Consider the following 17448-nt stretch of genomic DNA (forward strand, 5'->3'; position numbering starts at 1 on the left):
TCATTCCGCAGCCACCTTCTGCATGGTCCGGGTCGGGAAGGTCCGGGCCTCCTCGATTTTCAGCACCGCGCGGATCTCGCCCTTGCGGCCGTCCTCGTAGGTCACTTCCGTCCGGGTGCTGACCGTATCGCGGCCGTCATAGAGCGCCGCGATCAGGTCGGCATATTTCTCGGCGATGATGTTGCGGCGCACCTTGCGGGTGCGGGTCATCTCGCCGTCGTCGGGGTCCAGCTCCTTGTGCAGCACCAGGAAGCGGCTGATCTGGCAGCCCGACAGCATCGGATCCTGCGCCACGGATTCGTTCACCGCCTCGACATGCTCCTTGATGGTGGCATAGACCTGCGGATGGCCGGCCAGCTCCTGATAGCTGGCATAGGCGATGTTGTTGCGCTCGGCCCAGTTGCCGACCGCGGTCAGGTCGATGTTGATGAAGGCCGTGCACATGTCGCGGCCGGCGCCGAACACCACCGCCTCCAGGATGTTGGGATAGAACTTCAGCTTGTTCTCGACATATTTCGGCGCGAACATCCGGCCATCGGCCATGCGGCCCACGTCCTTGGCGCGGTCGATGATGCGCAGATGCCCGGTCGCCTCCTCGAAGAATCCGGCATCGCCCGTCGCCACCCAGCCCTCGGCATCCTTGGTCGAGGCGGTGCTGTCGGGATTGTTGTAATATTCCACGAAAGTGCCGGGCGAGCGGTAGAACACCTCGCCATTCTCGGCGATCTTCAGCTCGACGCCGGGCGAGGGCACGCCGACCGTGTCCGAACGCACCTGCCCGTCCGGCTGCTGGGTGATAAAGACCGAGGCCTCGGTCTGGCCGTAGAGCTGCTTCAGGTTGATGCCGAGGCTGCGGTAGAAATCGAAGATCTCGGGACCGATCGCCTCGCCCGCCGTATAGCCGACGCGGATGCGCGAATAGCCCAGGGTGTTCTTCAGCGGGCCATAGACCAGCAGGTTGCCCAGGGCATAGCGCAGCCGGTCCAGCGCGCCCACCGGCCTGCCGTCCAGGAGCGCCGGGCCGACGCGGCGGGCGATCTCCATGTAGTGCCGGAACAGCCAGCGCTTGAAGCGGCCGGCATCCTCCATGCGGATCATCACCGAGGTCAGCTGCCCTTCGAAGACGCGGGGCGGGGCGAAGAAATAGGTCGGTCCGATCTCGCGCAGGTCGGTCATCATCGTATGCGCGCCCTCGGGGCAGTTCACGGTGAATCCGGCCCAATAGGCCTGTCCGACCGAAAAGATGAAGTCGCCGACCCAGGCCATCGGCAGATAGGCCAGCACCTCCTCGCGCTCGGTCAGGCGATCGAAGGCGGCACTGTTCCTGGCGGTCTCGATGATGTTGCGGTTCGACAGCACCACGCCCTTGGGCTTGCCGGTGGTGCCCGATGTATACAGCATCACGCAGGTATCGCCGTAGCCCAGCGCGGCGATGCGCGCGTCCAGTTCGTGGCCCAGCCGCTGCTGGGCGGCGCGGCCCTCGGCCTGCACATCCGCCAGCGCGTTCATGTGGGAGTGGTCGTATTTCCGCATGCCGCGCTTGTCGGTATAGACGATATGCTCGACCGAGGGGGCGCGGTCGCCGACTTCAAGCACCTTGTCCACCTGCTCCTGGTCGCCGCAGACCACGAAGCGCGCACCGCAATGGTTCAGCACATAGGCCATCTCGTCGGCCACCGCGTCCTGATACAGCGGCACCGGCACCGCGCCGCACATCTGCGCCGCGACCATGGCCCAGTAATGCGCCGGGCGGTTGCGGCCGATGATGGCGACATGGTCGCCCCGGTTCAGGCCCAGCACCAGAAGGCCCAGCGCCAGATCGCGGATCTCGGCCGCGGCCTCGGCCCAGGTCCAGCTTTGCCAGATCCCGAATTCCTTTTCCCGATAGGCGGGCCGATTGCCGAAGCGTTCGGCATTGCGCGCCAGCAACGCTGGAATCGACTGCAAACCGGCCTGGGCCGCCTCAGCGTTCTGCATGTATCCTCCCCTTGCCGTCAGGGCTCCTCTTCCCTCTGGCAATCGCAGCTTACTGCGGCAATTCTTGCGTCAGTTTTTCCTGAATCCTACAAATTGTTACAGGGACCGCGCAATGCCAGGAATGGGCACGCCTTCGAACGACCGGCACGCCGAACTGACCCGCTCGGGGCTGAACCTGATCCAGCAGGCGATCTCGATCTTCGACGCCGAGCTGCGGCTGGCGGTCTGCAACCGCCCCTATCAGGCCATGTTCGGCCTGCCGGACGAGCTGACCCGCACCGGCGCCACCTTCGAGGATACGATCCGCTACCTGGTGCATCGCGGCGAATACGGCCCCCAGGACGACCCCGAGGCCGCCATCCGCGAGCGCGTGGACCAGGCCCGCACCTTCCAGCCGCATTACATGGAAAGAAAGCGCGCCGACGGCCGCTGGATCTCGGTCGAGGGGGCGCCGCTCAGCCAGGGCGGCTGGATCGCGGTCTATACTGACATCACCCATATCAAGCGGCAGGAGGCGCTGCTGCGCGCCCGCTCCGAGGAACTCTCCGAACTGGTGCTGGAAAATGCCGAGCGGCTGTCGGCCGCGAACCGGGCGCTGGCCGCGACCAATGCCGCGCTGGAGGAGGCCAAGCGCATCCTGACCGAATCCGAGGCGCGCACCCGCCATGTCACCGCCATGGTCCCGGCCCATATCGCGCATATGGACCGCGACTATCGCTATACCTTCTCGAACAACCAGATCTCGATGGTGTTTCCCGGCGCGAATCGCGCGATCATCGGCTGCCAATGCGAAACGGTGCTGGGCGCCGAGACCTTCGCCCGCATCCGCCCGCATCTGGACCGCGCCATCGCCGGCCAGCCGCAGGTGTTCGAGATCACGCACCCGCCCTCGGGACGGCGCATCCGCATCGCGCTGACCCCGGACCAGAACGGGCGCGGCGTCTATATCCTGTCCACCGACGTCACCGCCGAGGTGCAGGCGCGCGAGGCGCTGACCCATGCGGCGAAGCGCGCGGTGGCAGCGCAGATGACATCCGGGCTGGCGCATGATTTCGGCAACCTCTTGACCATCATCCTGGGCCTTCAGGGACGGCTGGCGCGCGCCGGGCTGGCGCCGGAACAGGCCGAGGACGTGCAGGCCACGCTGGCCGCCGCCCGGCGCGGGGTGCGGTTGCTCGACGGCATCTCGGCGCTGACCGGCAGGCGCGAGCACCAGCCGCAGCCGGTCGATCTGCGCGCCATGCTGGACGACCTGGCGGCGATGACCCGGCCGACGCTGGGCGCGGGCGTCACGCTCGACACCCGATTGGGCGATCTGCCGGCGCGGGTGATGCTGGACCCCGGCGTGCTTCAGGACGTGCTGCTCAACCTGATCCTGAACGCGCGCGACGCCATGCGGGGCCAGGGCCGCATCACGGTCGAGGCCCACCCCGCCGGCAGGTGGCTGGAGATCGCGGTGACCGATACCGGTCCCGGCTTCTCGGCCGAGGCGCTGGCGCGCGCGACCGAGCCCTTCTTCACCACCAAGGGCAGCCAGGGCACCGGGCTTGGCCTGTCCATGGTCTATGACCAGATCAAGCTGGCGGGCGGCACCCTCCGGCTGGGCAATGCCAAGGGCGGCGGCGCGCAGGTGACCATCCGCCTGCCGCTGCGCGCCGCCCGCCCGCAGCTGGTGCTGCTGGTCGAGGATGACGACGCCATCCGCGCCCATATCCGCGAGATGCTGACCGCCCAGGGCCATTCGGTGATCGAAGCCGGCTCGCTCTCCGAGGCACGCGGGTTGACCGACCTGTCCGGACTGACCATGATCCTGTCCGACCTGCAACTGGGCGACGGCTCGGGCGCCGATCTGCTGGGCCGCGGCCTGCCCTTGGTGCTGATGACGGCGCTGCCGCCGGGCGATCCGCGCAGATCGGGGCTTGACTGCCCGGTCCTGACCAAGCCCTTTGGCGACACCGAACTGGCCGTGGCCATGGCAGAGACAGATGACTGACGCCCCCCTGATCGCCATTCTCGACGACGAACCCGAAATCCGCCGCCTGCTGTCCGCGGCGCTGGAGGAGGCGGGCTTTCGCACCATAGGCTTCGCCCGCGCCACCGAATTCGAGGCGGCGCTGCGCCGCATCCAGCCCGATGCCTGCCTGATCGACCTGGGCCTGCCCGACCGCGACGGGCTGGCGCTGGTGCACCGGCTGGCCAGCGAATCCGGCGCGGCGATCATCATCATCTCGGGCCGGGCGCAGGTGCAGGACCGCGTGACGGGCCTTGAGCTGGGCGCCGACGACTACATCATCAAGCCCTTCGAGCCGGCCGAGGTCGTGGCCCGCATCCGCGCCCGGCTGCGCAAGCCCCAGCGCGATGCCGGCCCCGGCCGCCAGCAGGTCCGCTTTGCCGGCTGGTCCGCGGATTTCGACCGCTATACCCTGACTTCGCCCGAGGGCGCAGAGACCCCGATCTCCCATGCCGAGGCCGAGGTCTTGCGGCTGTTTCTCGACAATCCGCGCCGGCTGATCTCGCGCGCGCAGATGCTTGAGACGCTGGGCGGCACGGCGGGCGAAAGCTTCGACCGGGCGATGGACGTGCGCATCTCGCGCCTGCGCACCAAGCTGGGCGAGGATCCCAAGAACCCGCGGCTGATCAAGACGATCTACGGCGCGGGCTATATCTTTCTGGCCGAACTGGGCTAGATTGCCCCCATCGTCGCGGAGATTGCCATGCCCACCGTCTATGTCCTGAACGGCCCGAACCTGAACCTGCTGGGCCAGCGCCAGCCCGAGATCTATGGCAGCACCACGCTGGCCGACGTCGAGCGCGACTGCAAGGCGTTGGGGTCCGAGCTGGGGCTGGACATCGCCTTCCACCAGTCGAACCACGAGGGCGCGATCATCGACCTGATCCACGAGGCGCGGCTGAAGGCGCAAGCCATCGTCATCAACCCCGCCGCCTTCACCCATACCTCGGTGGCGATTCTGGATGCGCTGAACGCCTTCGACGGGCCGGTGATCGAGGTGCATATCTCCAACGTCCACAAGCGCGAGAGCTTCCGCCACCATTCCTATGTCAGCCTGCGCGCCGAGGGCGTGATCGCCGGTTTCGGGGTCAATGGCTACCTGCTGGCGCTGCGCCATGTGGCGAAGCTGGTGGGATAAGGGGTAAGCCCAAAGCTGGCCGTCGTGGTCATCACGATGCCGACAACAGGATCACGCCCACGATCAGCACGCCGCACCCAGCCAGCCGCCACGGGCCGACCGCCTCTCGCAGGATCAACATCCCCATCAGCGCACCGACCATCATCGACATTTCACGCATCGGTGCGACAAGGCTGAGCGGTGCGCCACCCGTCAGTGCGGCAAGCACGAGAATATAGGACAGCGGCGACAGCAGCCCCACGCCGAAGGCGGTCCACCAATGGCCCCGCATCGCCTCCATGAAGCGGTAAGGGTTGGCGAGGACCAGCGGCAGCAGCAGGAAGAACCGCAAAAGGTTCGAGAACCAGTCCAACACCACCGGCGCGATGCCAAGGGCTTTTACCGCATAGGCATCCACCACCGTGTAGCTGGCGATCAGCCCGCCCGTCGCGGCGCCCCACCGAACACCCGCCTGCCCGCCAGGGCGGGTGAGTGCGGCAAGCTTTCCCTGCGTGGCGATCAGCATGATGCCGAGAACGACAAGGACCAGCCCGACCAGGCCCGTGCCGGTCGGGCTTTCCCCCAGGATCAGGAATGCGCCGATCGAGGACAGCATCGGCCCGGTCCCCCGCGCCACCGGATAGACCACCGACAAGTCCGCCACCCTGTAGCCGCGTTGCAGGCAGAGGCTGTAGGCCAGATGAATCAGCCCGCTGAACAGAACAAAGCCGATGCCTTCCCTGGTCCAGTTGATGCCTCCCTGAACCAGCAGCCAAGCCACCCATGGCGCATAAGCGACGCAGGCGACCAGATTATAGGCAAAGACGAACACCGGCCCGACCGAGGCGGCACGTTTGGCCAGCAGGTTCCAGCTGGCATGGATGAAGGATGCGAGAACGACAAGAAACAGCGAGGCAAGCGTCATTGAGACCCCCTTTGCGCCATCGGCGCGGTTGATCTCGACGTCTCCTCCCCTGGGCTTTTGTCCCTTGGGTGCAGCCAGGGAACTCCCCCGGTCTCTGCAACGCTCGGTCCTGCGGCGGCCCATATGGGTCGGCCCGGAACCCTAGTTGCCACTCGGTCGATGCCGGGATTCTAACCGTTGTGGGACAGGAACATCAAGAGCCGACCGACCGCTTCGCCCCGCAAAGCGGACTAGCCTCCCCCTTAAATCACCCCGCGCCGCGCCAGTTCCCGGCCCAGCGCCTCGGCGCCGGTAAAGTGAATCCCGTCCATGCCCAGCGCGCGGGCGCCCTCGACATTGGCCGGGCTGTCGTCGATGAAGATGCAGTCCCCGGGCCGCAGCCCGTTGCGGTCCATCAGCAGCCGAAAGATCGCCGGATCGGGCTTCAGCGCGCCGACCTGGCCCGAGACCAGGATGTCGGCGAACAGCCCGCCCAGCCGGGGATGCAGCTCCAGCGCATGCGGCCAGGTCTCGGCCGACCAGTTGGTCAGCGCATAAAGCGGCACGCCGCGCGCCAGCAGCGCCTCGGCCACCGCCCAGCTGCCGGGCACGGTCTTTTCTATGGTGACGGGAAAGGCCGCCAGATAGCCCGCCAGATGCCGCGCCTCGTCGCCATGCTCGGCGCGGGCGGCGGCCAGCCCCTCGGCAAAACTGCGCCCGCCGTCCTGCATCCGGTTCCAGCCGGGAAAGTCGATGCGGGCCATCCAGGTCTCGGCCTCGGCCCGGCTGGTGAAGACATCCGCAAAGGCCAACGCCGGATCCCAGTCGATCAGCACCCCGCCCAGGTCGAAAATCACGCTTTTCATCGCATCCTTCCGCATTTCGCCGCGCCCAGATCGGCCGGAATTCCGGGCGGTGTAAAGCCCGAAACCGCCGCCGCCCGCCGGCCATCTTGGCTGGCAAGGCGGACGGATGCATGACAGCGCCGCGACGGGCCGGCCGCGCGCAGCCCTTGCAATAAGGGGCGCCGGGGCCTAGTGTCACGCGGAAGACTCATACACTTGGGGAGCCCCGCACGGGGCTGAGAGGTGCCCGGCACCGACCCATCGAACCTGATCCGGGTCATGCCGGCGTAGGGAAGGGTAGAGTGACGCGGCCCGCAATCCCAGGCCGCCACCCATCCGCCCCGCGTCCCCATGCCCGGCCGAAACGAAAGGCGGGCCATGTCGGGATTGCAGCCCCATCCCATCGCGCTGACCATCGCCGGCTCGGACAGCGGCGGCGGCGCCGGAATCCAGGCCGACCTGAAGGCCTTCTCGGCGCTGGGCGTCTATGGCGCCTCTGTGATCACGGCGATCACCGCGCAGAACACCCGCACCGTCGCCGCGGTCGAGGCGGTCAGCCCGGCCATGGTCGCGGCGCAGATCGACGCGGTCTTCGGCGATCTCGAGGTGCGCGCGGTCAAGATCGGCATGGTCGGCGGCGCCGATGTGATCACGGTCGTCGCCGACCGGCTGGCGGCGCTGCTGGCGGACAATCCGGTGCCGGTGGTGCTGGACCCGGTGATGGTGGCGAAATCCGGCGACGCGCTTTTGCCGGACGATGCCGTCTCGGCGCTGCGCGAGCAGCTGATCCCGCTGGCGACCGTGCTGACCCCGAACCTGCCCGAGGCGGCGCGGCTTCTGGGTCGCCCCCCCGCCGCGACGCCCGAGGAGATGCGCGAGCAGGGCGAGGCGCTGCGCGCCCTGGGCGCCGACCATGTGCTGATGAAGGGCGGTCATGCGACCGAAGACAGCTGCACCGACCTTCTGGTCGGGCCCCAGCCGCTGACCCTGACGGCCCCGCGCCAGCAGACGCCCAACACCCACGGCACTGGCTGCTCGCTGTCCTCGGCCATCGCGGCAGGGCTGGCGCAGGGGCTGACGGTGGCGCAGGCCGTGACCCGCGCCCATGGCTGGCTGCAGGCCGCCATCGCCCACGCCGACGAATTGTCGGTCGGACTGGGGCACGGCCCGGTGCATCATTTCCACGAGTTCTGGAGGCAGGCATGAACCAGATCACCATCCTGGGCGCCGGGGTCATGGGCCTGTGCATCGCCACCGAACTGGCGGCGCGCGGCATCCTGCCGCGCATCATCGACCCGGCCGGCAAGCCCGGATCCCAGGCCTGCAGCTGGCGCGCCGGCGGGATGCTGGCGCCCTATTGCGAGGCCGAAAGCGCCGAGCCGGCGGTGCTGCGCCTGGGCCTCGATGCCGCCGACTGGTGGCAGGCGAATGGCGCCGAGGTCATCCGCCGCGGCACGCTGGTCCTGGCGCCCTCGCGCGACCGGGCGGAACTCGACCGCTTTGCCCGGCTGACCGAGGCGCATCAGCCGGTGAACGGCGAGGAAGTCGCGGCGCTGGAGCCGGAGCTGGCCGGCCGCTTCCCGCGCGGCCTGCATTTCGCCACCGAGGCGCACCTGAACCCGCGCGCCGCCCTGCTGGCCCTGCGCGACCGGCTGGAGGCGCAGGGCGTCGCCATCGAAACCGAGGGCACGCCCACCGGCCTTGTCGTCGATGCCCGCGGCCTGGCCGCCAGGGACGAACTTTCCGACCTGCGCGGCGTGCGCGGCGAGATGCTGGTGATCCGCTGCCCGGAAGTGGCGCTGACCCGCACCATCCGCCTGCTGCATCCGCGCATCCCCCTGTATCTCGTGCCGCGCGGCGATGGCGTCTACATGATCGGCGCCACGATGCTGGAGACCGGCGGCAAGTATCGCGTCACCGCGCGCTCGGCGGTCGAGATGCTGTCGGCCGCCTATGCGCTGCATCCCGGCTTTGCCGAGGCCGAGATCCTCGAGCTTGGCTCGGATGCCCGCCCCGCCTTCCCGGACAACCTGCCCCGCCTGCGCCGGCGCGGCGGCACGCTTTACGCAAACGGCCTTTACCGCCACGGCTATCTTCTGGCCCCCGCCGTGGCCCGCATGGCCGCCGATTACCTTGTCGAGGGCCGGAAACCGGAGTTCATGGATGAAGATCACCCTTAACGGAGCGGCGCGCGATCTGACCGGCCCGACCGTGCAGGACGCGCTGGCCGAGATCGGATTGGGCGCGGCCAAGGTGGCGACGGCGCTGAACGGCGCCTTCCTGCCCGCCGCCGCCCGGCCCGCGACCACGCTGAAGGATGGCGACGCGCTGGAAGTCGTGGCGCCGATGCAGGGGGGCTGAGATGCCGGTCTTTTACGGAACCGAAGTCGCAAGCCCGCTGATGCTGGGCACGGCGCAATACCCCTCGCCCGCCATCATGGCCGAGGCGTTCCGCGCCTCGCGCGCCGGCATCGCCACCGTCAGCCTGCGGCGCGAAGGCGGCGAAGGCCAGGACTTCCATCGCCTGATCAAGGAGCTGGGCATCCCCGTCCTGCCCAATACCGCCGGCTGCCATTCGGTGCGCGAGGCGGTGACGACCGCGCAGATGGCGCGCGAGCTGTTCGAGACGCCCTGGATCAAGCTGGAAGTGATCCGGGACGACGACACGCTTTGCCCCGACGTGATCGCGCTGGTCGAAGCGGCGCGGCTGCTGTCCGAGGACGGCTTCCAGGTCTTTCCCTATTGCACCGAGGACCTTTCGGTCTGCGGCCGGCTGCTCGATGCGGGCTGCCAGGTGCTGATGCCTTGGGGCGCGCCCATCGGCTCGGGCCGGGGGCTGAACAACCCTTACGGGCTGCGCAGCCTGAGGGCGCATTTCCCCGATGTGCCGCTGGTCGTGGATGCCGGCATCGGCCTGCCCAGCCACGCGGCGCAGGCGATGGAGCTGGGCTATGACGCCGTGCTGCTGAACACCGCCGTCGCCAAGGCCGGCGATCCGGTGGCCATGGCCCGCGCCATGGCGCTGGCGATCGAGGCCGGGCAGCTGGCGCATGGCGCCAACCCGATCGAGGCCCGCGACATGGCCGCCCCTTCCACCCCCCTCTTCGGCATGGCGGTGCTGGGATGAGATTGCCGCGCTTTTACCCGATCTTCGACAGCAGCGACTGGCTGCGCCGCGCCCTGCCGCTGGGCGTGAAACTGGTGCAGATCCGCATCAAGGACCAGCCCCCCGCCCGGCTCTTGGGCGAGCTGGCGCTGTGCCAGGAGCTGTGCCGCGAACATCGCGCCACGCTGGTCGTCAACGACCACTGGCAGGCCGCCATCGACCTGGGCTGCGACTTCATCCACCTGGGGCAGGAGGATCTGGATACCGCCGACATTCCGGCGATCCGCAAGGCCGGGCTGCGGCTGGGCGTCTCGACCCACGACCATGCCGAACTGGACCGGGCGCTGGCGCTCAGGCCCGATTACGTCGCGCTGGGACCGGTCTGGCCGACGATCCTGAAGAAGATGAAATGGGAACAGCAGGGGCTGGACCGGGTGCGGGAATGGCGCAAGCTGGTCGGCGCGACGCCGCTGGTCGCCATCGGCGGCGTCACCCCGGAGCGCGCGCTGGAAGCCTTCGCCGCCGGCGCCGACCTGGCCTCGGCCGTGACCGACATCACGCTCAACCCCGACCCCGAGGGCCGCATCCGCGAATGGCTGCGGGTGGCGGCATGAACCGCTATGTTCGCCAGATGGTCCTGCCCGAGATCGGCGCCGAGGGGCAGGAGCGCATCGGCGCCGCCCATGCGCTGGTCGTCGGCGCCGGGGGCTTGGGCGTGCCGGTGCTGCAATACCTGGCCGGCAGCGGTATCGGCCGCATCACCCTGATCGACCCCGACACGGTCGAGGAGACCAACCTGCACCGCCAGCCGCTTTACCGCATGAAGGATATCGGCCAGCCCAAGGTCCGCGCCGCCGCACAGGCCGTGGCCCGGCTGAACCCCGCGGTGGAGATCGAGGCGCTGGCGGACCGGCTGACCCCCCTGAACGCCCCGGCGCTGGTTGCGGCGGCTGATGTGGTGCTGGATTGCGCCGACAGCTATGCCGCCAGCTACACGCTCTCGGACGCCTGCCTGGCGGCGGGCAAGCCGCTGATCTCGGCCTCGGCGCTGGGGCTTGCGGGCTATGTCGGCGGCTTCTGCGGCGACAAGCGGCAGGGGGGCGCCCCCAGCCTGCGCGCCCTGTTCCCCGACCCGCCCGACAGCGGCCAGACCTGCGCCACCGCCGGCGTGCTGGGCCCGGTGGTCGGCATGCTCGGCTGCATCCAGGCGCAGATGGCGCTGCGGCTGCTTCTGGGCACCACGCCCTCGCCGCTGGGCGAATTCATCCGCTTCGACAACGGCCGCTTCAGCCAGTTCCGCTTCGACACCGCCCCCGAGGCGACCGGTCCACGCTTCATCGCCCGCGACGAGATCCGCGCGACCGACCTGGTCATCGACCTGCGCCCCGAGGACGAGGCGCCGCGCAAGGCCACGCCGGACGCGCTGCGCATCCCCGATTACGGCGCGGCGGGCCCCCTGCCCGATCCCGGCGGCCGCGTGGTGCTGGCCTGCCGTTCCGGCCTGCGCTCGTGGCGCGCCGCCGACGCCCTTGCCCGCCGCTGGAGCGGCGAGATCACCCTTCTGGCCCTTGGAGACGACGACCGATGAAACACCTTACCCTTGCCGCCGCCTTCGCCATGCTGGCCCTGCCCGCCCATGCCCAGGACAAGGTGACGCTGATCCTGGACTGGTTCGTGAACCCCGACCACGGCCCGATCATCGTGGCCCAGGAAAAGGGCTTCTTCGCCGAGGAAGGGCTGGAGGTCGAAGTCATCGCCCCCGCCGATCCCTCGGATCCGCCGAAACTGGTCGCCGCCGGCAAGGCCGATTACGCCATCAGCTACCAGCCGCAACTGCACCTGCAAGTGCATGAGGGCCTGCCGCTGAAACGCGTCGGCACCCTGGTCGCGACGCCCTTGAACTGCCTGATGGTCAAGGCCGACGGCCCGGTGCAGGAGATCGCCGACCTCAAGGGCAGGAAGATCGGCTATTCCGTCTCGGGCGTCGAGGAGGCGCTGGTCGGCCAGATCCTCAAGACCGCCGGCCTGACCATGCAGGATGTCGAGATGGTGAACGTGAACTGGTCGCTGTCGCCGGCGCTGATCGCCGGCCAGGTCGACGCCACCATCGGCGCCTATCGCAATTTCGAGCTGACGCAGATGCGGCTGGAGGGCACTCAGGGCAAATGCTTCTTCGTCGAGGAACAGGGCGTGCCGACCTATGACGAGCTGATCTTCGTCGCCAACCCGGCCGATCTGGACCTGGACCGCACCCGCCGCCTGCTGCACGCGGTCGAACGCGGCGCGCAATACATGGTCAACCACCCGGACGAGGCCTGGGAGCTGTTCTCGGCCACCGCGCCCGATCTCAAGGACGAGCTGAACGCCGAAGCCTGGAAGGACACGCTGCCGCGCTTCTCGCAATCGCCGGCGGCGCTGGACCAGGGCCGCTATGCCCGGTTCGAAGCCTTCCTGCACGAGGCCGGGCTGGTCGACAGCGTGCTGCCGGTCTCGGACCTGGCCCTGGACGTGGCGGCGCAGGACATGGGGGCGGCGCAATGAGCCGCTACGGAGACGCCTTCGCCGCCTGGCGGGCCGCGGCGCAGCCCGACTGGGACGCCTATACCCGCCACCCCTTCGTCGAAGGGCTGCGCGACGGCACGCTGCCGCAATCGCGCTTCCTGACCTATCTGGTACAGGATTACCTGTTCCTGCAAAACTTCTCGCGCGCCTGGGCGCTGGCGGTGGTCAAGGCCGGAGACCTCGACGAGATGCGGGCCTGTTCGGCCACGGTCCACACGCTTCTGGATCACGAGATGGGCCTGCATGTGCAGACCTGCGCCCGCGCCGGCATGGGCCCCGAGGTGCTGGCCAATGCGCAAGAGGCCGTCACCAATATCGCATATACCCGCTATGTTCTGGAATCCGGCTATTCGGGCGATTTCCTTGACCTCTTGGCGGCGCTGATGCCCTGCGTGCTGGGCTATGGCGAAATCGGACTGCGGCTCCAGGCCGAGGCGGCACCCGACACGCCCTATCGCGAATGGATCGACACCTATGCCGGCGCCGAATACCAGGCCGCCTGCATCTCGGCCGGCGAGCTGCTGGACAATGCCCTCCGCAAGCGGCTGGGCGATACGCCCCGGCAAAGCCCGCGCTGGGCCGCGCTGTCGGATCGCTTCGCCACCGCCACGCGGCTCGAAGTCGCCTTCTGGGAGCTGGGCCGCGCATGACCGCCGCGGCGGCCTCGGTTCGCGGCCGCGCCTGGGTCGGCGAGGCGCCGCTGTTCGCGCCGGTAGACCTGGTGCTGGAACCCGGCGGTTGGACCTGCCTGCTCGGCCCCTCGGGCGTCGGCAAATCGACCATCCTGCGGCTGATCGCCGGACTGGAAACCGGCGCGCGCTTCGAGGGCGAGGTGACGCGCAACCAGCCCGTTGCCCTGATGGCGCAGGATCCGGGCCTGATCCCCTGGCTGGACGTGACCGGCAATGTCACGCTGGGCGCGCGCCTGCGCGGCACGCTGCGGGCTTCTTTCTTGTCCAAATATCCCGGGGGACGCCCATCCGGCCCCATCGAGGGGCCGGATGGGCGGGGGCAGAGCCCCCGGCCGACCCCGCCACCCGCGCGGCCCGTCTGATCAAGGCCGTGGGCCTGGCCGACCGCGCCCATCACCTGCCCGCCAACCTGTCGGGCGGCCAGCGCCAGCGCACAGCCCTGGCCCGGACGCTGTTCGAGGACCGGCCGCTGGTGCTGCTGGACGAGCCCTTTTCGGCGCTGGACGCGCGCACGCGGGCGCAGATGCAGGATCTCGCGGCGCGGCTGCTCGACGACCGCACGGTGCTCCTGGTCACGCATGACCCCGCCGAGGCCGCGCGGCTCGGCGACCGCATCCTGCTCTTGCGCGGGACGGGGCTGACCGAATGGCCCCGGCCCGCCCCGCGCCCGAAAGGCGCCGCCCGGCCCTATGACGCGCCCGAGGTGCTGGCGCTGCAAGCCGAGCTGATGCGGGGGATGATGGCATGAGAACCGTCGTGACCCTGGCCGTCACCATCCTGGCCCTGTGGCAGGGGGTGATCTGGCTGGCCGGCATGCCGCCCTTCCTGCTGCCCTCGCCGCTGGCCGTGACCGAGGCGCTGTGGCTGAACCGGGCCGAGATCGCCCGCCATGCCGGCTTCACCCTGACCGAGGTGATGCTGGGCTTCATCCTCGGCTCCACGCTCGGCGCCGCTCTCGCGGTGGCGATGGGGTTCTCGCAGAGGCTGGCCGACGTGCTGCGGCCGATCCTGACCTTTAGCCAGACCATCCCGGTCTTTGCGCTCGCGCCGATCCTGACGCTGTGGCTGGGTTTCGGCATGGCGCCCAAGATCGCCATGACCGTGCTGATCGTGTTCTTCCCGGTGGCCAGCGCCTTCCTGGACGGGCTGATGCGCACGCCGCAGGCGGCGCTGGACCTGGCGCAGGTCATGGGCGCCGGCCGCATCCGCATCATGCGCCACCTGCGCATCCCGGCGGCGCTGCCCAGCCTGGCCACCGGGCTGCGGCTGGCGGCGGTCTATGCGCCCATCGGCGCGGTGATCGGCGAATGGGTCGGCGGCGCGCGCGGCCTGGGCGCGCTGATGATCCATGCCAACGGCCGGATGAAGACCGACCTGGTCTTTGCCGCGCTGCTGGTCTTGTCGGTGATGACGGTGATCTTCGCCAGGGCGGTGGCCATCGCGCTGCACCGGCTGCTCAGCCGCTACGGCGTCTAGAGCAGGCGCGCGGCGCGGGCCAGATCCTCGGGAGTGTTGAGGTTCAGGAACGGGTCCAGGGGGCGGCTGTCGAACACCGCCCGCCCCGGATCATGCGCGGCCGCGAACTGGCCGATCCGGTGCAGCCCCGATTCCAGCGCCTCGCGCAACTCCCCGCGCAGCGCGACCGGCCAGAGCGCGCAGGTCGGATGGTCGCGCAACTGCCCGCTGTCATCCGGGCTTGCGGCGATGGCCATGCCCGAGCGGCCGGCCGCCTCGCGCAGCCGATGCACCAGATCCTCGGGCAGAAAGGGCGTGTCGACGCTGACGCTGACCACGCTCTGGGCGCCCTCGCCCGCCGCCCATTCCATGCCGGCCAGGACCCCGGCCAAGGGCCCGGCGAAGCCGCCGATGCCGTCGGCGATCACCGGCAGCCCATAGGCCGCGAATTGCTCCGCCTCGCCATTGGCGTTGAGCGCCAGCATCCCGCATTGCGGCGCAAGCCGCGCGATCACCCGCGACAGCAGGGTCTCTCCCGCCAGCATCCGCAGCGCCTTGTTGCCGCCGCCCATGCGGCGCGACAGGCCCCCGGCCAGGATGACGGCGGGAACCGGGTTCATCGCAGCCCCGCCGCGATGGCGCGGGCCAGCGCGAACACCCGCTGCTCCAGGATCACCGGCGTCTCGCAGACATAGGTCAGGGCCTGCTGGCGGTCCTGGAAGATGCGCATGTCCCAGTCGAGCCGCTCTTCCTCGGCGTCGATGGCGTCGAAATCGGGCGTTTCTGCCTTTTGCATCTGTTCCATCTTGGCACGGTGATCCTCGATCCTTTGTGCCAGATCGACCTGCTTGTGGCCATAGCGCGCGATACCGGCGATCAGCGCCGCGCGATGCGGCTCGATCCGGTCGAAGATCGCCACCATCAGCGCCGTCAGCTTCTGGTTGTCGGCATCCCTGGCAAATTCGGCGATCTCGGCCTCGGCCTCGGCCAGCGGCAGGCGGCGCTGCTCCAGCCGGTCGGCCAGGGCGGCGATCTCGGGCGTGCGGGCCAGCTCGCGCGCGGCCTCGTCCGGCTCGGGCCCGCTCCACATCTGGCCCAGCGACAGGTGCGGCTGCTTGCGCTGCACGCAGGGCCAGTCGGGATCGGTGCCGTTTTCCGCCCGCGCCGCGCCGGCACCGGCGGCCAGGCAAAGCGCCAGAACCAGGTATCTCATGCTCCCCCCTTTCGCCGGGCCCAGAGCCCCTTGGCCGGATCATACATGATGACGGCCCCTGCAAAGAACAGGATCAGGCAACCCGACACCACCAAGAAGGACAGAAGATCGAAGCGCGCGTAAAGGGCAAAGCGGATCAACTCCACCGCATGGGTGAAGGGATTGGCCGCGCAGATGTCGTGCAGCAGCGGCGAGCTTTCGTTCATCCGCCACAGCGGGTAAAGCGCGCTGGAGGCGAAAAACATCGGGAAGATGACGAAATTCATCACGCCCGCGAAGTTTTCCAGCTGGCGGATGGCCGAGGACAGGAACAGCCCCATCGCCCCCAGCATCAGCCCCGACAGGAACAGCGCCGGCAGCACCGCCAGATAGCCGACGGGCGGCGGCTCGACCCGCCAGAACCAGGCGATGACCAGGAAGGCATAGACCTGGATGATCGACACGATCACCCCGGCGACCAGCTTGCTGGCCAGCAGGAACCAGCGCGGAAACGGGCTGACCAGCAGGGTGCGCATCGCCCCCGTCTCGCGGTCATGCACCATCGAGAGCGAGCTTTGCATGCCGTTGAACAGCTGGATCATCGCGCAAAGGCCGGGGGTCACATAGACCTCGTAAAGCACATAGGTCTGGTAGGGCGGCGTGATCGACAGGCCCAGCACGGCGCGAAACCCGGCGGCAAAGATGAACAGCCAGACCAGCGGCCGCACCAGCGCCGCCAGGAAACGGCCGCGCTGGTTGACGAAGCGCAGGGTCTCGCGCCGGGCAATGCCCAGGAAAGCGGTCAGCCACATGCGCGGGGTCAGGCGCGGTCCGGCCGGGTGGCGCGCGCTCATACCTGTTCCCCCGTCAGGCGCAGGAAGGTCGCGGTCAGGTCGTCGCCGCCGATGGCGCCGGCATTGCCGCGGGCCAGCACCTCGCCCTTGTGCAGGATGACCAGCCCGTCCTCGGGGCGGATCTCGTCCAGGATATGCGTGGCCCAGAGCGCCGAGACCCCGCCGCGGGTCAGCCCACGGGTCAGCGCCACCACCTCGGCGCGGGATTTCACGTCAAGCCCGACGGTCGGCTCGTCCAGCAGCAGGATCTCGGGGCGGTGGATCAGGGCGCGGGCGATCTCGGCCCGGCGTTGCTGGCCGCCCGACAGCGCCGAGACCCTGGCATGCAGCCGGTCCGACAGATCGACCTGCGCCAGCACCTCGATGCTGCGCGCCCGCGCCTCGCGCCGCGGGATGCCGTGCAGCGCGGCGTGATAGTCCAGGTTCTGCGCCACGGTCAGGTCGGCGTCCAGCGCGCGGGACTGGAACACCACCCCCAGCCGCGCCAGCGCCGCACCGGGCTGGCGGCGCAGGTCGTGGCCCGCCACCTCGATCCGGCCCGAGCGGTTGTCGTAAAGCCGGGTGATCAGCGAGAACAGCGTGGTCTTGCCGGCGCCGTTCACCCCCAGCAGCGCGGTGAAGCCGCCGCGCGGCACGGTCAGCGACACATCCTTCAGCGCGGGGAAGCGGCCGAAACTGTGGCTGACATGCTGGATGGAAAGCGCGTCCTGCGGCATCTGGCAAAGGGCGGGGC

The 17448-nt window shown here is 69.2% G+C and carries 19 protein-coding genes, 1 pseudogene and 1 riboswitch; of the genes and pseudogenes, 13 read left to right on the top strand and 7 right to left on the bottom strand.

Annotated elements, in window-relative coordinates; translation table 11 throughout:
• Entirely contained in the window at positions 1-1977 is a 1977-nt protein-coding gene (locus ESD82_RS21090) for an AMP-binding protein (protein ID WP_024842868.1), read from the bottom strand.
• 112 nt (positions 1978-2089) lie between these two features.
• Between ESD82_RS21090 and ESD82_RS21095 the strand changes: the two genes are divergently transcribed.
• From ESD82_RS21095 to aroQ, 3 genes are read left to right on the top strand one after another with little or no spacing between them, the layout of a single operon-like run.
• Positions 2090-3970 (top strand): PAS-domain containing protein, encoded by a 1881-nt coding sequence (locus ESD82_RS21095; RefSeq protein WP_081750440.1) that lies wholly within the window; start codon positions 2090-2092, stop codon positions 3968-3970.
• Positions 3963-4664 (top strand): response regulator transcription factor, encoded by a 702-nt coding sequence (locus tag ESD82_RS21100; RefSeq protein WP_024842866.1) that lies wholly within the window; start codon positions 3963-3965, stop codon positions 4662-4664. The genes ESD82_RS21095 and ESD82_RS21100 overlap by 8 nt, the downstream gene beginning before the upstream one ends.
• A gap of 27 nt (positions 4665-4691) precedes the next feature.
• Positions 4692-5126: a type II 3-dehydroquinate dehydratase gene (aroQ, locus tag ESD82_RS21105; RefSeq protein ID WP_024842865.1), complete on the top strand. Its 435-nt coding sequence runs from the start codon at positions 4692-4694 to the stop codon at positions 5124-5126.
• A 31-nt stretch (positions 5127-5157) separates the two neighbouring features.
• On the opposite strand, the gene ESD82_RS21110 is transcribed toward aroQ, so the two are convergent.
• Positions 5158-6030, bottom strand: coding sequence for a DMT family transporter (locus tag ESD82_RS21110; protein WP_024842864.1), 873 nt, complete (start codon positions 6028-6030; stop codon positions 5158-5160).
• 242 nt (positions 6031-6272) lie between these two features.
• Positions 6273-6875 (bottom strand): HAD family hydrolase, encoded by a 603-nt coding sequence (locus ESD82_RS21115; protein ID WP_024842863.1) that lies wholly within the window; start codon positions 6873-6875, stop codon positions 6273-6275.
• A 186-nt stretch (positions 6876-7061) separates the two neighbouring features.
• Positions 7062-7165, top strand: a riboswitch (TPP riboswitch).
• Between the two features lie 67 nt (positions 7166-7232).
• Between ESD82_RS21115 and thiD the strand changes: the two genes are divergently transcribed.
• From thiD to ESD82_RS21165, 10 genes and pseudogenes are all read left to right on the top strand, one after another.
• Positions 7233-8060 (top strand): bifunctional hydroxymethylpyrimidine kinase/phosphomethylpyrimidine kinase, encoded by an 828-nt coding sequence (thiD, locus tag ESD82_RS21120; RefSeq protein WP_024842862.1) that lies wholly within the window; start codon positions 7233-7235, stop codon positions 8058-8060.
• Positions 8057-9034 (top strand): FAD-dependent oxidoreductase, encoded by a 978-nt coding sequence (locus tag ESD82_RS21125; protein WP_147427454.1) that lies wholly within the window; start codon positions 8057-8059, stop codon positions 9032-9034. Before thiD ends, ESD82_RS21125 begins: the two co-directional genes overlap by 4 nt.
• A complete protein-coding gene (gene thiS / locus ESD82_RS21130; protein WP_024842860.1) occupies positions 9018-9215 on the top strand; it encodes a sulfur carrier protein ThiS in 198 nt (65 codons plus the stop codon). Before ESD82_RS21125 ends, thiS begins: the two co-directional genes overlap by 17 nt.
• 1 nt (position 9216) lies before the next feature.
• On the top strand, positions 9217-9981 hold the full coding sequence (locus ESD82_RS21135; protein ID WP_024842859.1) for a thiazole synthase: 765 nt from the start codon (positions 9217-9219) through the stop codon (positions 9979-9981).
• Positions 9978-10574: a thiamine phosphate synthase gene (locus ESD82_RS21140; protein WP_024842858.1), complete on the top strand. Its 597-nt coding sequence runs from the start codon at positions 9978-9980 to the stop codon at positions 10572-10574. Before ESD82_RS21135 ends, ESD82_RS21140 begins: the two co-directional genes overlap by 4 nt.
• Complete coding sequence (locus tag ESD82_RS21145; protein ID WP_024842857.1) at positions 10571-11548, top strand: HesA/MoeB/ThiF family protein; 978 nt, start codon at positions 10571-10573, stop codon at positions 11546-11548. The genes ESD82_RS21140 and ESD82_RS21145 overlap by 4 nt, the downstream gene beginning before the upstream one ends.
• Positions 11545-12501, top strand: coding sequence for an ABC transporter substrate-binding protein (locus ESD82_RS21150; protein ID WP_024842856.1), 957 nt, complete (start codon positions 11545-11547; stop codon positions 12499-12501). The genes ESD82_RS21145 and ESD82_RS21150 overlap by 4 nt, the downstream gene beginning before the upstream one ends.
• Positions 12498-13172: a thiaminase II gene (tenA, locus tag ESD82_RS21155; RefSeq protein ID WP_024842855.1), complete on the top strand. Its 675-nt coding sequence runs from the start codon at positions 12498-12500 to the stop codon at positions 13170-13172. Before ESD82_RS21150 ends, tenA begins: the two co-directional genes overlap by 4 nt.
• Positions 13169-13962, top strand: a pseudogene (locus ESD82_RS21160) (ABC transporter ATP-binding protein). Before tenA ends, ESD82_RS21160 begins: the two are co-directional and overlap by 4 nt.
• Entirely contained in the window at positions 13959-14690 is a 732-nt protein-coding gene (locus ESD82_RS21165) for an ABC transporter permease (protein WP_147427453.1), read from the top strand. The pseudogene ESD82_RS21160 and the gene ESD82_RS21165 overlap by 4 nt, the downstream one beginning before the upstream one ends.
• Here ESD82_RS21165 and mobA read toward each other — a convergent pair.
• Genes mobA through ESD82_RS21185 form a run of 4 tightly spaced genes read right to left on the bottom strand, consistent with a single transcriptional unit; the run spans position 14687 to position 17431 of the window.
• A complete protein-coding gene (gene mobA, locus ESD82_RS21170) occupies positions 14687-15289 on the bottom strand; it encodes a molybdenum cofactor guanylyltransferase MobA (RefSeq protein WP_024842852.1) in 603 nt (200 codons plus the stop codon). The genes ESD82_RS21165 and mobA overlap by 4 nt on opposite strands.
• Positions 15286-15882, bottom strand: a complete 597-nt coding sequence (locus ESD82_RS21175) for a hypothetical protein (protein ID WP_024842851.1) — start codon at positions 15880-15882, stop codon at positions 15286-15288. Before ESD82_RS21175 ends, mobA begins: the two co-directional genes overlap by 4 nt.
• Positions 15879-16715: an ABC transporter permease gene (locus ESD82_RS21180; RefSeq protein ID WP_147427452.1), complete on the bottom strand. Its 837-nt coding sequence runs from the start codon at positions 16713-16715 to the stop codon at positions 15879-15881. Before ESD82_RS21180 ends, ESD82_RS21175 begins: the two co-directional genes overlap by 4 nt.
• Positions 16712-17431, bottom strand: coding sequence for an ABC transporter ATP-binding protein (locus tag ESD82_RS21185; RefSeq protein WP_147427451.1), 720 nt, complete (start codon positions 17429-17431; stop codon positions 16712-16714). The genes ESD82_RS21180 and ESD82_RS21185 overlap by 4 nt, the downstream gene beginning before the upstream one ends.
• Positions 17432-17448 lie beyond the last annotated feature (17 nt).

This window comes from Paracoccus pantotrophus (assembly GCF_008824185.1).
Classification (GTDB): domain Bacteria; phylum Pseudomonadota; class Alphaproteobacteria; order Rhodobacterales; family Rhodobacteraceae; genus Paracoccus; species Paracoccus pantotrophus.

Bases quoted from the DNA above. Each gene is read 5' to 3' on its own strand.
- mobA (WP_024842852.1), bottom strand. From the start codon at position 15,289: ATGAACCCGGTTCCCGCCGTCATCCTGGCCGGGGGCCTGTCGCGCCGC.
- ESD82_RS21180 (WP_147427452.1), bottom strand. From the start codon at position 16,715: ATGAGCGCGCGCCACCCGGCCGGACCGCGCCTGACCCCGCGCATGTGG.
- thiD (WP_024842862.1), top strand. From the start codon at position 7,233: ATGTCGGGATTGCAGCCCCATCCCATCGCGCTGACCATCGCCGGCTCG.
- ESD82_RS21145 (WP_024842857.1), top strand. From the start codon at position 10,571: ATGAACCGCTATGTTCGCCAGATGGTCCTGCCCGAGATCGGCGCCGAG.
- ESD82_RS21185 (WP_147427451.1), bottom strand. From the start codon at position 17,431: ATGCCGCAGGACGCGCTTTCCATCCAGCATGTCAGCCACAGTTTCGGC.
- aroQ (WP_024842865.1), top strand. From the start codon at position 4,692: ATGCCCACCGTCTATGTCCTGAACGGCCCGAACCTGAACCTGCTGGGC.
- ESD82_RS21165 (WP_147427453.1), top strand. From the start codon at position 13,959: ATGAGAACCGTCGTGACCCTGGCCGTCACCATCCTGGCCCTGTGGCAG.
- ESD82_RS21125 (WP_147427454.1), top strand. From the start codon at position 8,057: ATGAACCAGATCACCATCCTGGGCGCCGGGGTCATGGGCCTGTGCATC.
- ESD82_RS21175 (WP_024842851.1), bottom strand. From the start codon at position 15,882: ATGAGATACCTGGTTCTGGCGCTTTGCCTGGCCGCCGGTGCCGGCGCG.
- ESD82_RS21150 (WP_024842856.1), top strand. From the start codon at position 11,545: ATGAAACACCTTACCCTTGCCGCCGCCTTCGCCATGCTGGCCCTGCCC.
- ESD82_RS21140 (WP_024842858.1), top strand. From the start codon at position 9,978: ATGAGATTGCCGCGCTTTTACCCGATCTTCGACAGCAGCGACTGGCTG.
- ESD82_RS21090 (WP_024842868.1), bottom strand. From the start codon at position 1,977: ATGCAGAACGCTGAGGCGGCCCAGGCCGGTTTGCAGTCGATTCCAGCG.
- ESD82_RS21115 (WP_024842863.1), bottom strand. From the start codon at position 6,875: ATGAAAAGCGTGATTTTCGACCTGGGCGGGGTGCTGATCGACTGGGAT.
- thiS (WP_024842860.1), top strand. From the start codon at position 9,018: ATGAAGATCACCCTTAACGGAGCGGCGCGCGATCTGACCGGCCCGACC.
- tenA (WP_024842855.1), top strand. From the start codon at position 12,498: ATGAGCCGCTACGGAGACGCCTTCGCCGCCTGGCGGGCCGCGGCGCAG.
- ESD82_RS21100 (WP_024842866.1), top strand. From the start codon at position 3,963: ATGACTGACGCCCCCCTGATCGCCATTCTCGACGACGAACCCGAAATC.
- ESD82_RS21095 (WP_081750440.1), top strand. From the start codon at position 2,090: ATGCCAGGAATGGGCACGCCTTCGAACGACCGGCACGCCGAACTGACC.
- ESD82_RS21110 (WP_024842864.1), bottom strand. From the start codon at position 6,030: ATGACGCTTGCCTCGCTGTTTCTTGTCGTTCTCGCATCCTTCATCCAT.
- ESD82_RS21135 (WP_024842859.1), top strand. From the start codon at position 9,217: ATGCCGGTCTTTTACGGAACCGAAGTCGCAAGCCCGCTGATGCTGGGC.